The 13,960-nt window shown below is 69.2% G+C and carries 10 protein-coding genes; 1 reads left to right on the top strand and 9 read right to left on the bottom strand.

The genetic code is table 11. The features are described 5' to 3' along the window. Positions 1-12: 12 nt before the first annotated feature. The 6 genes from ACZ4MU_RS09465 to ACZ4MU_RS09440 all read right to left on the bottom strand — a co-directional run bounded on the left by ACZ4MU_RS09465 (position 13) and on the right by ACZ4MU_RS09440 (position 8,588). Positions 13-3,429, bottom strand: a complete 3,417-nt coding sequence (locus tag ACZ4MU_RS09465; protein ID WP_467873115.1) for an RHS repeat-associated core domain-containing protein — start codon at positions 3,427-3,429, stop codon at positions 13-15. Between the two features lie 498 nt (positions 3,430-3,927). Then, positions 3,928-4,791: an SAM-dependent methyltransferase gene (locus tag ACZ4MU_RS09460; protein ID WP_467873112.1), complete on the bottom strand. Its 864-nt coding sequence runs from the start codon at positions 4,789-4,791 to the stop codon at positions 3,928-3,930. A 478-nt stretch (positions 4,792-5,269) separates the two neighbouring features. Continuing rightward, positions 5,270-6,058 carry an ABC transporter permease gene (locus ACZ4MU_RS09455; RefSeq protein ID WP_467873109.1) on the bottom strand — a complete coding sequence of 263 codons (789 nt, stop codon included), beginning with the start codon at positions 6,056-6,058 and terminating at the stop codon, positions 5,270-5,272. Continuing rightward, positions 6,055-7,047 (bottom strand): ATP-binding cassette domain-containing protein, encoded by a 993-nt coding sequence (locus ACZ4MU_RS09450; RefSeq protein ID WP_467873107.1) that lies wholly within the window; start codon positions 7,045-7,047, stop codon positions 6,055-6,057. Before ACZ4MU_RS09450 ends, ACZ4MU_RS09455 begins: the two co-directional genes overlap by 4 nt. A 77-nt stretch (positions 7,048-7,124) precedes the next feature. Beyond that, complete coding sequence (locus ACZ4MU_RS09445) at positions 7,125-7,973, bottom strand: DUF4097 family beta strand repeat-containing protein (protein ID WP_467873104.1); 849 nt, start codon at positions 7,971-7,973, stop codon at positions 7,125-7,127. 90 nt (positions 7,974-8,063) lie between these two features. Further along, positions 8,064-8,588 carry a hypothetical protein gene (locus tag ACZ4MU_RS09440; protein WP_467873101.1) on the bottom strand — a complete coding sequence of 175 codons (525 nt, stop codon included), beginning with the start codon at positions 8,586-8,588 and terminating at the stop codon, positions 8,064-8,066. 425 nt (positions 8,589-9,013) lie between these two features. Here ACZ4MU_RS09440 and uvrA point away from each other — a divergent pair, with 425 nt between their 5' ends. Next, a complete protein-coding gene (gene uvrA / locus ACZ4MU_RS09435; protein WP_467873098.1) occupies positions 9,014-11,482 on the top strand; it encodes an excinuclease ABC subunit UvrA in 2,469 nt (822 codons plus the stop codon). 83 nt (positions 11,483-11,565) lie between these two features. On the opposite strand, the gene ACZ4MU_RS09430 is transcribed toward uvrA, so the two are convergent. From ACZ4MU_RS09430 to ACZ4MU_RS09420, 3 genes are all read right to left on the bottom strand, one after another. Next, positions 11,566-11,982 carry a carbohydrate-binding module family 20 domain-containing protein gene (locus tag ACZ4MU_RS09430; protein ID WP_467873095.1) on the bottom strand — a complete coding sequence of 139 codons (417 nt, stop codon included), beginning with the start codon at positions 11,980-11,982 and terminating at the stop codon, positions 11,566-11,568. A gap of 628 nt (positions 11,983-12,610) precedes the next feature. Further along, on the bottom strand, positions 12,611-13,018 hold the full coding sequence (locus ACZ4MU_RS09425; RefSeq protein WP_467873093.1) for a TraR/DksA family transcriptional regulator: 408 nt from the start codon (positions 13,016-13,018) through the stop codon (positions 12,611-12,613). A gap of 332 nt (positions 13,019-13,350) precedes the next feature. Further along, positions 13,351-13,893: a GNAT family N-acetyltransferase gene (locus tag ACZ4MU_RS09420; protein WP_467873090.1), complete on the bottom strand. Its 543-nt coding sequence runs from the start codon at positions 13,891-13,893 to the stop codon at positions 13,351-13,353. Between the last annotated feature and the right edge of the window lie 67 nt (positions 13,894-13,960).

Genomic DNA, 13,960 nt, shown 5'->3' with positions numbered 1-13,960 from the left:
ACGTGTACTTCTTCAGAACGTGTACTTCGCGCTCGCCGAGCACTTTCCGGTGCTGCCGCCGGTGCCCACGCCCTCCGACCCGTCCGTGGCGACGGAGAGCTCCGCGGGACCGAAACCGCAGGCCACCTCGCCGGTCAGACCACTGTCCGCGCTGCCCGACGCGAGGCTCGCGTCGGCGCTGGCGCCGGGAGATCCCACGCCCACGGAGAGGTAGGGGTGGACACTGCCGTCCTCGTTGATGCTGACTCCCCCGCCCAGGCACAGCACGTCGCAGGCCTCGACGCCGAGGTCGAGGGAGAGCAGTCCGCGCGGGTCGATCCGGTTGACCGGGTCGCCCTCCGCGTACAGATAGGGGTTCTTCTCCTGGCCGGACGGGTCGGGCTGGGTGAAGCGGCCGATGTTCGGGTCGTAGTAGCGGGCGCCGAGGTGGTAGAGACCGGTCGGGTCCTGGTGGCCGCCGGCGAAGCGGTACGGCTGCGGGGCCGCCTCCACGATGGTGCGGGAGACGCCGCGCGGACTGTAGGTGTAGGTGTTGACCTTGGCGCCGGACTGGTCGGCCAGGCCGATCACCGAACCGAGCGCGTCGGTCAGGTAGTAGTAGGCCTTGCCCCCGGTCGTCATGGAGTTCAGGGTGCCCCCGGGCTCCCGGTTGAATCCCGTGTCCACGCCGCCGGTGGTCTCCGCCGACAGGCCCAACGGGCCGTTGTGGAAGAGGGTTTGGCCGAGCTTGGTGCGCTCGGACTGGTCGGTCGAGGCGTACTGACCGGCGTAGGTCGTGCCGGCGACGGCGATCGACTTCAGCTGCGAGTAGTCCGACCACTGCTCGGCGGTGCGGGTGGCCTCCGGGGTGGCGGCACCGGCGGTCTCGTTGCCGGCCTTGTCGTACGACCAGTTGGTGGTGGAGCCGTTCTTGCCGGTGATCTGCTGCGCGTCGTTCACGGTGTAGGTGGTGCCGCGCGGGCAGCCCGGGTCGACGCCCTGCGAGGTCAGGTTGCCGGCGAGGTCGTAGCAGTACTGCCAGGAGGCGTTGAGGGCGCTGCCCTTCTCCTCCTTGGCGTAGGAGAAGCGGCCCGCCACGTCATAGGTGTAGGAGGTCTTCAGCCCGGCCAGGACGTCCGTCGCGGTGCGGATCTTCGAGCCGTCGGTCGCGCCCCCGGTGCCGTAGCCATAGCTGTACGTCAGATGGGTGAGGGTGCCCTTGGGCGAGGTGGTCTTGATGGTGGTGGGCCGCCCCGACTTGTCCACGTCCACGCTCTGCACGGTGTTGCCGGGGTAGGTGGTGCTGGTCCGGGCGTCGTTGTTGTTGTACCCGTAGGTCGTCCTGCGGCCCGCCTGGTCCTTCAGCTCCGTCAGCCGGTTGGCCGCGTCCCAGGTGTAGTCGACGACGCCCGAGGGGTCGGTGTAGGTGTCGACGTTGCCGTCGGCGGTGTACGCCAGGACCGTCTGCGACCCGTCGGGCAGGGTCCGGATCGTCTCCCGGGACAACGCGTCGAACTGGTAGGTCTGGACCCCGGTGCGGTCGGTGCGCGAGGTGAGGTTGCCGTCGCCGTCGTAGACGTACACGACGGTGTCGTAGCTGCCGGTGTCGACCTTGGTGACCCGGTCGCGGTTGTCGTAGGTGTAGAGCGTGGTGACGCCCCGGCCGTCCTTGGAGCTGGTGACCCGGCCCAGCGCGTCGTAGCGGTAGGTCACCTTGCCGATCTGGGCGGGCGGCGTCACCGCGTCCAGGTTGCCCTGGGCGTCGTAGTGGAACGACGTCACCGAGTTCTGGGTGCCGCTCATCTTGGTGGTGGCCTTGCAGCGCTGGCCCTGGAAGCCGCCGCAGGTGGGGGTGGCGGGGTTGTAGTCGATGGTCGCCGAGCCGCCGCCGGTGCCGCTCTGCGCCACCGAGGTGGTGTTGCCGGCCGCGTCGTAGCCGTAGTCCGTCTTCTCGCCGTCGGCCGAGGTGGCCGTGGCGGGCACGTCCCGGCCTGCCTTCGTCGACCAGCCCGCCACGGTGGACGTGGCGCCCGTGGGCAGCTTGGCCGAGGTGGGGTTGCCACGGGTGTCCCAGCCGTAGGTGGTGACGTTGCCGCCCTCGCTGCCCACCCCCATCGCGTCCGTCGCGGTCTGCGTCAGATGTCCCTTGTACGTCTTGGACCGCTCATGGCCGAGCGCGTCGATGACCTTCGTGACCTCGCCGTCGCCGTTGTGCTGGAACTTCGTGGTGTGCAACAGCGGGTCGGTCACCGTCGTGGTGCCGGCCGCCAGAGGGCTGGTCGCGTCGTAGGAGTACGTGTACGTGGGGGCGTCGCCGCCGGAGCCGCCGAGCTCGACGAAACGGCGCATCGAGGTCACGCGGTTGGCGGAGTCGTAGGTGAACACCGTCGCCCGGGACTCGGGGGTCGTCACCTTGATCAGACGCCCGTCCTCGTCGTAGCCGTAGGTGGTGGAGTTGTCCTCCGGGTCCCAGGACCGTATGAGGTGACCGCTGGCGGCGTCGGTCTCATAGCGGACCGTCCGGCCGCTGTTGTCCTTCGCCGTCCACAGTGTGGCGCTGGTCCGGACGAGGTCGACGGTGCGCCCGGAGCGCGTCTCGGCCAGCTTGAACCCGGCAGGGCGGCCGTCGGCGTCCGTGTTGGCGGTGACCGTGATGGTCCCCTTGTTGCGGTCGGTGACCTTGGTCAGGGTGCCGTCGGCGCTGTAGGTGTCCTGGGAGCCGGACTTGCGGTCGGTGAGGGTGTAGGTGCCGTCGCCGTTCTTCTTGAGGTCCTTGTCATAACCGTCCGGCGTGGTGAGCGTCCCGTCGGCGTTCTTCGTGAACTTCACGGTCGCACCGGAGGAGTCGTACCAGACCACCTCATTGGTGAACCAGGTCTGGAGCCCGCGCTCGTACCCGGTCCACCAGGGGCCGTCGACCTGGCCATGGGGGGCGTCGAAGGAGTTGTAGGTGCGGGTGAGCTGGAGGGATTCGCCCACGCCCGCGATGTCGAAGTCGGTGGCGGCCAGCATGAGGTTGCCGGTCGAGTAGTCGATGCGCCCCACGAGTGCGTCGGTGATGCGGAAGTCGAAGATCTGGTGCCAGGGCACGTCACCCTGCCCCGTGGGGACGTAGACCATCGTGGAGGAGGGAGTGGCGCCCGCCGTGGGCGAGGTCTGCGGCTCACCCCGCAGCCTGGCCTTCTCGCGGGCCTCCCACAGGCGCTTGCCGGGGTCGGGCGCCGCCTTGCGCTGGTTCTTGGGGGGCTTGTTGGCCCCCACCTTCACCGCGGGCATGGTGGCCCGCGCCTTGCTCTGCCCCCACACCGAGACCGGTGCGGGTGTCGGCCCGGCAGCCACCGCGGGCAGCGCGGACGCGCCGATACCCAGAACGGCGACGGATGCGATCAGCGATCTTCTCGCTGTCGTACGGGCATGCCGAAGAGGCATGCCGAAGGCACGCGGACGCATGATCTTCTCCCCGTGAGACATGTCGCCCCAGTGGCCCCACTGGTCACTGGGAGCGCACACGTTCGCACAGGACCCTCACAGAACGGCGGCCCCTTCCCCGGAAGTTCGCACACAAGCGCTCAGGAACCGGTCCCTCCTCTTCGGCGGACTCCCCGGCCGGAAATCGGACACGAACGGATGTTCCTACCTCGGGTCTCCGTTCCACGCGGCTGCGCAGCGCGGATGCAGGCAATGGATATTGGCTGGAAATTGACGGTGTCGGCTGGGTGTTGACGAGGAGGTTTGGACGGTGGCGTAGAGGTTTTCGGCGGCGCGGCTCCGGCCCTTCTCGCTACCGCCGTACGCGGTGGGCCACCTCCCGCGCGGCCCGCTCGCCCGCGACCTGTCCCGCCACGACTACCCGCAGGCGGGCACCAATGCCCCCTCCCCGCCGCACAGGCGGCGCCTCGCGGCGCCGCATCGACGCCTTCGCGGACACGGACCTTCGCAGAGGTGCCTTCAGTCAGCCGGGGCGGCATCCGCACGCGGCATCAGCGTTCCGGTCGCCACCCAGCAGGCGGGCAGACGGGAGACAGTGCGGCCGTGCCCGATGCGGGGGTCGGCTCCGCTGTAGACCTCAGCATGCCAACCGTGGCCTGCCAGCCACGGCCGCAAGTCGTCCCGGGCGGACCGCCAGTGGGCACCCTGCGACGCGAGCCGTTCGCGGGAGGGCTTGCCCTCCTCCCCCAGCATCACCGCCTCCAGCTGTTCCAGCATGATCCGACTGCCCGGTGCGGACAGCGCGGACAGCTCGGAGAGCAGGGCCTCCACCTCTTCGTCGGAGAGGTACATCAGCAGGCCTTCGACCAGCCAGGCGGTCGGCCGGTCGGGGTCGAAGCCCGCTTCGCGCAGCGCGTCCGGCCAGTTGGCGGTCAAGTCCGCGGCCACTCCGTGGCGTTCACAGGTGGTGGCCAGCCCCGAGTGGGCGATCAGTGCGTCTTTGAAGACCGTCATGTCCGGCAGGTCGAGCTCGTACCACTGTGTTCCGGGCGGGCAGTCCAACCGGAGGGTCCGTCCATCCACACCGGCAGCCAGAGTGACCACTTGGCGGACCCCGGCGCGCATCGCGCTGAGCAGTTCGTCGTCGAAGAACCGAGTGCGTACCGCGAAGTACGTAGGGTATTCGCGCGTGCTGCTGCTCGCTCGGGCGACCATTTCAGACACCTCGGTGAAGGACTGGTCCTCGGCGATCGCTTTCAGCAGTTCCTCGGCGAACGGGTCGTGGAACAGGGCGTCGGGTCGCTGGCTCTCCATCTGCCGCGTCCAGGCGACGACCAGCGCCGTCTGCCCGACGCCTTCGGGGAACTTCAGACCATCGATCATCGAGTTTCTCCCGAGTGAGGGGGTGGGGATGGCTGGGTGGAGTTCGCGGTTCCGGCCTGGGGTCGGCGGAGAAGTGCCGGCACATCAGGCCCCGGGCACATAGCAGTCGGCCCCTCCGCAAGAGGCGAGGAACGCACGCGCCGACGCGATTATCACTGGTTCGAGCCCCCGTGAGCACGAACTCCACGGTATCCATGGGCATGTGTCATCGCAGACCGCCGGGTCTGGGTCCCGGACACGACAGCCTTTCGGGGAACCGGGGAACCCATCTTGGGCGAGCGCCACGACCATCTCGGCCGCGCGGCGGTGTACCAGGCCGGTCCCGTGGAAAGTCCCGCCGCGGTGGACAGCCGTACCGCCTGATCGGCCCATACCAGTGCCGCTGCCCTGCGTGCAGCCGGGCAAGTGTGCCGTACAGGACACGGACGTCAACAGCGGGTGGCCGCCTCGCCTTCCGCGGGCCGTGCGGTTGTCTCGACTACTTCGGGTCGCGGTTGAAGACTGCTTTCGACCAGAAGTAGCCCAGTACGGTGAGGACCAGGCACCAGCCGACGGCGAGCCACCCGTTGTTGCCGATCTCGGTCCCGAGCAGCAGGCCGCGCAGGGTTTCGATGGCCGGGGTGAACGGCTGGTACTCGGCGATCGGCTGGAACCAGCCCGGCATCGCGTCGACCGGCACGAAGGCGCTGGAGATGAGCGGCAGGACGATCAGCGGCAGCGCGTTGTTGCTGGCTGCCTCGGCGTTCGGACTGACCATGCCCATCCCGACCGCGATCCAGGTGAGCGCCAGGGCGACCAGCGCGAGCAGCCCGAACGCCGCCAGCCACTCCAGGGCCGTGGCATCCGCTGACCGGAAGCCGATGGCGACCGCGACCGCACCCACGAGGGCCACACTCATGACCGACTGCAGCACACTGCCGACGACATGCCCGATGAGCACCGAGCCACGGTGGATCGCCATCGTACGGAAGCGGGCGATGATGCCCTCGGTCATGTCGTTGGAGACGGAGACCGCGGTCCCGACCACGGTGCCGCCGATGGTCATCAGCAGGATGCCGGGCACGACGTAGGCGATGTACGCGGAGCGGTCGGCGCCGCCGCCCATGCCCGCGCTCATCACGTCGCCGAATACGTAGACGAAGAGCAGCAGCAGGATGACCGGTGTGAGCAGCAGGTTGAGGGTGAGGGACGGGTAGCGGCGCGCGTGCAGGAGGTTGCGGCGCAGCATCGTGGACGAGTCGCGGACGGCGAGGGCCAGGGAGCTCATCGGGCACCCTCCTTGGGGTGGTGGGACTGCTTCGGATGGTCGGAGCCGGTCAGGGCGAAGAAGACGTCGTCGAGGTCGGGGGTGTGCACGGTGAGTTCATCGGCCTCGACGCCGATCGCGTCCAGCCAGTCGAGGATGGATCGCAGCTCGCGCTGGGTGCCGTCGCTGGGGATCCGCAACGACAGCGCCTCGTCGTCGCGGGTGACCTCGCGCAGGGCGAGGGCGGCACTCCGGTAGGTGGACGGGTCGGTGAAGCGCAGCCGCACGTGGCCGCCCGGGATGAGCCGCTTCAGCTCCTCCGCCGTGCCCTCAGCAGCGATCCCGCCGTCGTTCAGCACCGCGATACGGTCGGCGAGCTCGTCGGCTTCGTCCAGGTACTGCGTGGTGAGGAAGACCGTCACGCCCTCGGCGACCAACTCGCGGATGATGCTCCACATGTTGTGGCGGGAGCGCGGGTCGAGGCCGGTGGTCGGCTCGTCGAGGAAGATGATCCGCGGGTCGCCGACCAGGGTCATGGCGATGTCCAGGCGGCGTTTCATGCCGCCGGAGTAGGTGGAGGCGGGCTTCTTCGCGGCCTCCGTGAGATCGAAGCGCTCCAGGAGTGCGGCAGTGACTCGGCGTCCCTCCCGCCTGGAGAGGTGGTGCAGGTCCGCCATGAGAAGCATGTTCTCCTCACCGGTGATCAGCCCGTCGACCGCCGAGAACTGGCCGGTCACACCGATCGCGGCACGCACCCCGTCCGGTGACGTGGCGATGTCGTGTCCCGCGACCCGCACCTGCCCGCCGTCGGCGCCGATGAGCGTGGAGAGGATCTTCACGACGGTGGTCTTGCCCGCGCCGTTCGGCCCGAGGAGCGCGAAGACGGACCCGGCCGGTATGTGGAGGTCGATGCCGTCGAGCACGGTCTTGTCTCCGTAGGACTTGCGCAGACCGACGGCGGAGACCGCGGCGGGCGACTGCGCACCTCCGCTTCCGATAGTCGTGCGCATGACAGATGAAGGCATGGAGCCCTCCCGTTCGAGGGGTGAAGTGACAGCGGTGGTGGGTGGGTGCGCGGCGCCGGTGTTCAGCCGCGGGCGCGGCGGACGTCGATGTTGCCGTAGCGGGTGCGGGCGCGGACCTGGACGGTGTCCTCGGTCTCTTCCGGGCTCTCGGACGCGGTGAGCGTGTTGCGCACCTGTCCGGCGTTCGAGCTGACGTCGAGCCAGGCGGCGGTGCCCTCGCGGATGCCGATCTCGATGGCACCGTAGGAGGTCTCCAACTGGACGTCCCCGCGCGCCACTTCGCCCACACGCAGGGTGCCGTGGGCGGTGGTGGCGGTGACCGAGTCCTCGGCGCGCCGGATCTCGATGTCACCGTTGGCGCCGCTGACGCGCAGCTCGCCGGTCGCGGCGTCGACGGTCGTGGTGCCGTGCGAGTTCTTCAGCACGGCCGAGCCGTCGACGAGGCCGACGCGCAGACTGCCGGAGCTGGTGGTGATCTCGGCCTCACCCTCGACGCGCTCGACGGTGATCGAGCCGTGCGAGGCCTTCACATGCAGCGGCCCGGTCGTGTCCAGACGCACGTCGCCGGACGAGGTCTTCACGCGGACCTCGCCGAGCCGCCCCTCCCCCAGCACCTGGGCCCAGGCGCCGGTCATGTCGACGCGCGAGCCCGTGGGCAGCTCGACCGTGACGTCGACGGTGCCCGTACGGCCAAGGCCGAAGAGATTGCCCTTGGGCGTCCGGATGGTCAGTGCGCCGCTCGCACAGGCGACCTCGGTCTGCTCGGCCGCCCGTACGTCCTGGTCCCGCTTCGGGTCGCGGGGCCGCACCTCGACGACGGTGTCGGAGCGGCCGCCCGCGGTGAACTGGATGGAACCGGCCTCCACGTGCGCGGTGGCCGAGATCGGTTCGGGAGTGTCGAAGGAAGGCATGGCTGTCCCGTCCTCTTGGGTCTTCGGGGCGTTCCCGCTGGCGGGAGACGTGATGGGGTGACGTGGCGAACTGCGGCGGAGCGGGTGCGGCTAGCGCACCCAGCCCGTAAAGCTCTGTCCTACGGTCTGGGCCTTCTCCGCCGTACGCGTCCGTGCACCGCCGTCGACCGCGGCCGATACCGCCCGCACCAGCCACGCGTTGACCGAGAGCCCCTCACGGCCCGCGGCCTCCTCGGCGCGCGACTTCAGGTGGGCCGGCAGACGCAGATTGACGCGGGCGGTGCCACCGTCGTCGCCGTCGCCGGGCGCCTGCGCCTGCGCCGCAAACGGTTCAGCGGGTGGGGCCGGGGCCACCGGAGCAGGGCGGTCGGTGGACGGCAGCGTGACCACGAAGTCGGGATCGAGACCGCGCAACCGTACGTCGACGGAGCCGGGGGCGAGGTCACGGGTGATCTCGTCCATCGCGGCGGAAAGCACGTTGAGCATGACCAACCGGGTCGCCGATTCCAGCGGAGCGGTCAGCCGCTCCGCCAGCGCGCGAGCGTCTTGCCCGCCCGCTTCGGCGGCCACCGCGAGTTCACGGCGAAGGGTCTCGACATACGGGGTGAGGTCCATAACGCCATGATGGCACCACAGTGATGCCACATGCAAGCGCTTCTGGCACCCCACTGACACTAGGCGCTCAACAACCTCTGGACTGGGAAGGCAAAGGAAACAGTCGATCCCTTGGAACACGAGGCACGCCGATCACCCTTGCTGACGACAGAAAGTGCCATCGGGTGGTGCCACGTGGCACCGTATGACACCACCAGGGCCACCGCATGGTGTCACCAGGTCGTCACGGCTGTGAGCCGACGCCACGGCTCACAAGACCGAGACGTACCGGCCGTTTCCTTCCCGGCGCAGCCTCCGACGGTGAAGCACTCCTCGGCAGTTCGCTGCGAGCGGCTCACACCGGGACTCGCCGGATGGTCGTGTGAGCGGGTGCCGGTGACGGTGCCTGTCGCGCGGGGCCCGGCGCGATGAGGTAATCAGGAACGGTGAACAAGGACGCCAGCGACCCCTTCGTGCATGTCCGGGGCGCCAGTGAGAACAACCTGCGGAACATCGACGTCGACGTGCCGCGGGACGCGATGGTCGCCTTCACCGGCGTCTCCGGTTCGGGCAAGTCCTCGCTCGCGTTCGGCACGCTCTACGCGGAGGCCCAGCGGCGCTACTTCGAGTCCGTAGCACCGTACGCCCGCCGGCTCCTGCAACAGGTCGGCGCACCGCACGTGCGGGAGATCACCGGACTGCCACCTGCCGTGGCCCTCCAGCAGCGACGCGGGTCGCCCAGCTCGCGCTCGACGGTCGGCACCATCACCACGCTGTCCAACCTGCTGCGCATGCTGTACTCCCGCGCCGGCACCTATCCGCCCCGGGCCGCACGGCTGGAAGCCGAGTCGTTCTCCCCCAACACCGCGGCCGGCGCCTGCCCGGAGTGCCACGGACTGGGGGTCGTGCACGACGTCGCCGAGGACCTGCTCGTCCCGGACCCCTCGCTGACCATCCGAGAGGGGGCGATCGCCGCCTGGCCGGGCGCCTGGCAGGGCGCCAACCTGCGCAGCGTCGTGAACGGCCTGGGGATCGACATCGACCGACCGTGGCACAGGCTCAGAAAGAAGGACCGGGACTGGCTGCTGTACACCGACGAGCAGCCCTCCGTATACATCGAGCCGGAGGAGGACCGCGTCGACTACGGCTACCAGGGCAAGTTCTGGAGTGCCCGCAAGCACGTCAGGCACGTCCTCGCCGACTCCAAGAGCGAGAAGACGCGCGAACGGGCGCTCCGCTTCGTCAGAAGTGTGCCCTGCCCCGAATGCCGTGGCAGCGGACTGCGGCCCGAAGCACTCGCCGTGACCTTCGTCCGACATTCCATCGCCGAGATCAACGCGATGCCGCTCACCGAGGTCGTGGAGCTGCTGCGGCCCGTCGCGGGGCGATCCAGGGCCGACGCCACCACGTCGACCGCCCGATCCGGAGAGACGACCGAGGTCGCGGTCCGCCTCTGCGGCGATCTGGTCGCGCGGGTCGAGGTGCTGCTCGGCTTGGGCCTCGGATATCTCAGCCTCGGGCGCCGCTCGACCACCCTGTCACCCGGCGAGGCACAGCGCCTGCGCATCGCCACCCAGCTGCGTTCGGGACTGTTCGGCGTCGTGTACGTCCTTGACGAACCCTCCGCAGGCCTGCACCCGGCCGACGCGGAACCGCTCCTTGACGTGCTGGAGCGCCTCAAGGCGGCAGGCAACTCGCTGTTCGTCGTGGAGCACGACATGGACGTCGTACGGCGAGCGGACTGGGTGGTCGACATCGGCCCCGGCGCGGGCGAGGGCGGCGGACGCGTGCTGTACAGCGGCCCGGTCGCCGGTCTCGAGCGGGTCGGGGAGTCGGCCACGAGCCAGTACCTGTTCGGGCGCGCCCAGCCGCTCGTTCACCGTACGCGCACACCGCAGGGCTGGCTGCACCTGCGCGGCGTCTCCCGCCACAATCTGCGCGATGTGTCCGTCGACGTACCGCTCCGCGTACTGACCTCGGTGACCGGCGTGTCCGGTTCCGGAAAGTCGACGCTGGTGACGCAGGTGCTCGCCGAGGTCGTCCGCGGCCACCTCGGACTCGTACCCGAGGAGCCCGCCGAGGCGCAGTTGCAGGTCGACGTCCAGGACGCGTCGGGGGTCGAATCGTTCGACCGGCTGGTCCGGGTCGACCAACGGCCCATCGGGCGGACTCCCCGGTCCAACCTGGCCACGTACACGGGGATGTTCGACGCGGTACGCAAGCTGTACGCGGCGACGGACGAGGCCAGGGCGCGGGGGTACTCGGCCGGGCGGTTCTCCTTCAACGTGCCCGAAGGGCGGTGCGAGACCTGCCAGGGCGAAGGATTCGTCGCGGTGGAACTGCTGTTCCTGCCCGGCACCTACGCGCCGTGCCCGACCTGCCGGGGCGCCCGGTACAACGCCGAAACGCTGGAAGTGACCCACCACGGCAAGAACATCGCGGAGGTGCTGGCGCTGTCCGTCGACGCCGCCGCCGAGTTCCTGTCCGCCGTCCCCGCCGCCTCCCGCAGCCTGGAAACGTTGCGGGAGGTGGGACTGGGGTACCTGCGGCTGGGCCAGCCCGCGACGGAACTCAGCGGTGGTGAGGCGCAGCGCATCAAGCTGGCCACCGAACTGCAACGAGCGCGCCGCGGGCACGCGCTCTACCTGCTCGACGAGCCGACCGCCGGGCTGCACCCCGCGGACATCGCGTTGCTGCTGCGACAGCTGCACCGGCTCGTCGACGCCGGCAACACAGTGGTCCTGGTCGAGCACGACCTGGACACGATCGCCACCGCCGACTGGGTCATCGACCTCGGACCGGGCGGCGGCGACGCGGGCGGCCGGGTGGTCGTGGCGGGGCCACCGGCCAAGGTGGCCAGGGCCCGCCGCAGCGCCACCGCGCCCTACCTCGCGGGACGGCTCGCGCGTTCCTGACGAGGGTGGGAGAGATGTCAGTTGTCGCTGCGCCGTCGGCGGAGGGCCAGGCGCTGTGCGCGCCCGGCCCTCCCTGCGCGCGGTCAGTTACGGAAGGTCTCGTGGGTGATGTAGGTGCCTGTGGGCGGGGTGACCGTGGTGCGGTTGGGGCCGCTCTCCCACCGGACCGGGGAGTTGACGGCCTTGACGATGTACTTGTACTCCACAGTGGTGTTGGCCGGGAGGATCACGGTCGCCGACCAGGTCGGGTAGGCGGCCGAGGAGAGCGGCACCGCCTTGTCGGGGTTCCACGACCCGAGCTCCGGACGGTTGCCCGTCACAAATACCTGCTGGCCCCACTGCGTGTACGCGGTGACGTTGAACGTTGCCACGATGGAGCTCTGGTTCGTTCCGCTGGAAGGTGCGGCCAGCGCCGGCGGAGCCACGAGCGCCCCGAGGAGCAGGGCGAGTACGGCTGCGAAGCCCAGGCGCAGGCGGATGCGAGGACGGCTGCGGTCCATGAGGAATGCCCTTTCGGATGATGACGGACGATGTCTGAAAGGTCTGTCAGGCCCTGACGGGCGCCATCCTTGTGAGGCCGTTCCGCCTTGCGCAAGGCTATGCAGGAATTTTCAGACGTGATGAAGATCTGAGGAGAAACTCCCTGATCAACACGGCATAAAGACCGCTGAAAGGCTTTCATGGCCCAGAGGATTACGGCTCGGGAGGTGCCACACCCGGGGCGGCTCGAGGAGGCATCCAGGCGCCTGGCATGCGCCTACGGCCCGGGGGGCTGGGTCAGCAGCGAGGACCGGACAAGGGCCCTTGCAGCGGTCGGCCCGTGGGGTCAATGGCTTGATAGGCACGCGACAAGCCCCTCAAGGCGGCTGATGCCGAGGCATCTGTATACGTCTGAGTGCGGCCGCACCTCAACCAGCGTCACGGCGGTCCTGGAACTCGTCGAGCGGGCCCACGCGGTCGCCGACGGCACGCGAGCGGTCGACGGTCACACGTCCGCCGAATACGCGGCCGGCCCAGCACCCAGGGACCACACGCGCTCATGCCACGACCGTGGATGGGGCGGCTCTCCCGGGCGGGTCTTGAGGTACTGCCAGGCACCCACCGGTGTCAGGCTGGGCTTGGCGGCCATCACGGGTCCGTGCGGGCACAGCCGACGCAGTGGGTCGCGGCCGGACGGATCTCCAGACGTTCGGGCGGAATCGTCCCGCCGCAGATTTCGCACCGCCCGTACTGGCCGCGTTCCAGCCGTTCCAGGGCCCGGTCCAGCTCTTCCAGGTGCTTGCGCGCCGCCGCCATCAGGGAAGCCACGTGAGCCCGCTCGAAGGCCGTGGTGCCTCCTTCGGGGTCGTGCTCGTCGTCGACCGCGATCAGGGCGTTCGCCGCGACGATTCCGTCGAAGTCACGGCTGAGCGCGGCTGCCCGTGCGAGCGTGTCGGCGCGGTCCGCCGCAAGGCGTTCGCGTACGGCAAAGGACTCGGACTCGGACTCGGACTCGGACTCGGACTCGGCAGGACGGTAGCGGGAGGTATCACCCATACTCCCGACAACACCAGGCCGAAGTCGCCGATTCCCCCTGTCACCCGGGCCACCCGGCCATCTCCTCAGCACGGGCGCCGTCCACGCAGGTGGGGATGTCGGCGCCTACCAGTCGGCCCAATCCTCAAAAGGCAGCCAACCTCTTCGCCATGACTCGCTCCCTGCCCATGCCATCGGGCAGAAGAGGGCGCCTCAGCAAGCGCGGCCAGTCGCAACTCCCGCCAAAGGGGCCAGTCGTCCGATGTCAGAGTGCGTAGTTCAAGCATCATCCAGACCCTGCCCGCCCGCCCAGGCGGACAGCAAGTTGATTACCACCACGCATACAGGGTCGTTCAGCACCCCGGCCGATCGACGCGGTAGAGGTAGTGGGTGTGATCATCGACTGGGTTGTCCGGCTGTAGGTTTCCGACACCGATCCGGCGCAGCCCCGCTCGCTCGAGCGCCCGCCATGAGCGGCGATTGGCCGCCACCACAGGGACGAGTACGCACGAGGCAAGGGGCTGTTCGGTCCACATGCGTACGATGACGGCTTGGATCAACGCCGTTCCAACGCCCTGGCCGGTTTGGCGGGGATCGCCGATCAGGTAGTCGATGGTCATCGCGTCATGAGGCACAGGAACGATGGCCGCCAGCTCTGCCAGATACTCCGGGTAGTCGGACAGGCGTGAACACTGGACCAGACCGACTGGTCGCCCGTCGAGGAAAACAAGGAGGTCCTCCGAGGGCTCCTCGCCTCGCGCGGCGGGACCGAAGTCGCGCGCCACCGCTGCCGCTGTGGTCTCGTGATTCCACCAGCGCTTCACATGGGGTTGCTGGAGCCACCTACGCAACAAAGGGAAGTCCTGCTCCCCGATCCGACGCCACGTGAACTCCATGAGACCACTCCAGGACAGCTCTCGATTCCTCAAAGGCTACGCGCTGCAAGGCTCAGAGCGGGTCTCG

This window comes from Streptomyces sp. NPDC026377 (assembly GCF_055567715.1).
Note: the sequence above shows the minus strand (reverse complement) of the source record. Positions and strands in the feature narration are given on the sequence as shown.

Bases quoted from the DNA above. Each gene is read 5' to 3' on its own strand.
- ACZ4MU_RS09465 (WP_467873115.1), bottom strand. From the start codon at position 3,429: ATGCGTCCGCGTGCCTTCGGCATGCCTCTTCGGCATGCCCGTACGACA.
- ACZ4MU_RS09460 (WP_467873112.1), bottom strand. From the start codon at position 4,791: ATGATCGATGGTCTGAAGTTCCCCGAAGGCGTCGGGCAGACGGCGCTG.
- ACZ4MU_RS09455 (WP_467873109.1), bottom strand. From the start codon at position 6,058: ATGAGCTCCCTGGCCCTCGCCGTCCGCGACTCGTCCACGATGCTGCGC.
- ACZ4MU_RS09450 (WP_467873107.1), bottom strand. From the start codon at position 7,047: ATGCGCACGACTATCGGAAGCGGAGGTGCGCAGTCGCCCGCCGCGGTC.
- ACZ4MU_RS09445 (WP_467873104.1), bottom strand. From the start codon at position 7,973: ATGCCTTCCTTCGACACTCCCGAACCGATCTCGGCCACCGCGCACGTG.
- ACZ4MU_RS09440 (WP_467873101.1), bottom strand. From the start codon at position 8,588: ATGGACCTCACCCCGTATGTCGAGACCCTTCGCCGTGAACTCGCGGTG.
- ACZ4MU_RS09430 (WP_467873095.1), bottom strand. From the start codon at position 11,982: ATGGACCGCAGCCGTCCTCGCATCCGCCTGCGCCTGGGCTTCGCAGCC.
- ACZ4MU_RS09425 (WP_467873093.1), bottom strand. From the start codon at position 13,018: ATGGGTGATACCTCCCGCTACCGTCCTGCCGAGTCCGAGTCCGAGTCC.
- ACZ4MU_RS09420 (WP_467873090.1), bottom strand. From the start codon at position 13,893: ATGGAGTTCACGTGGCGTCGGATCGGGGAGCAGGACTTCCCTTTGTTG.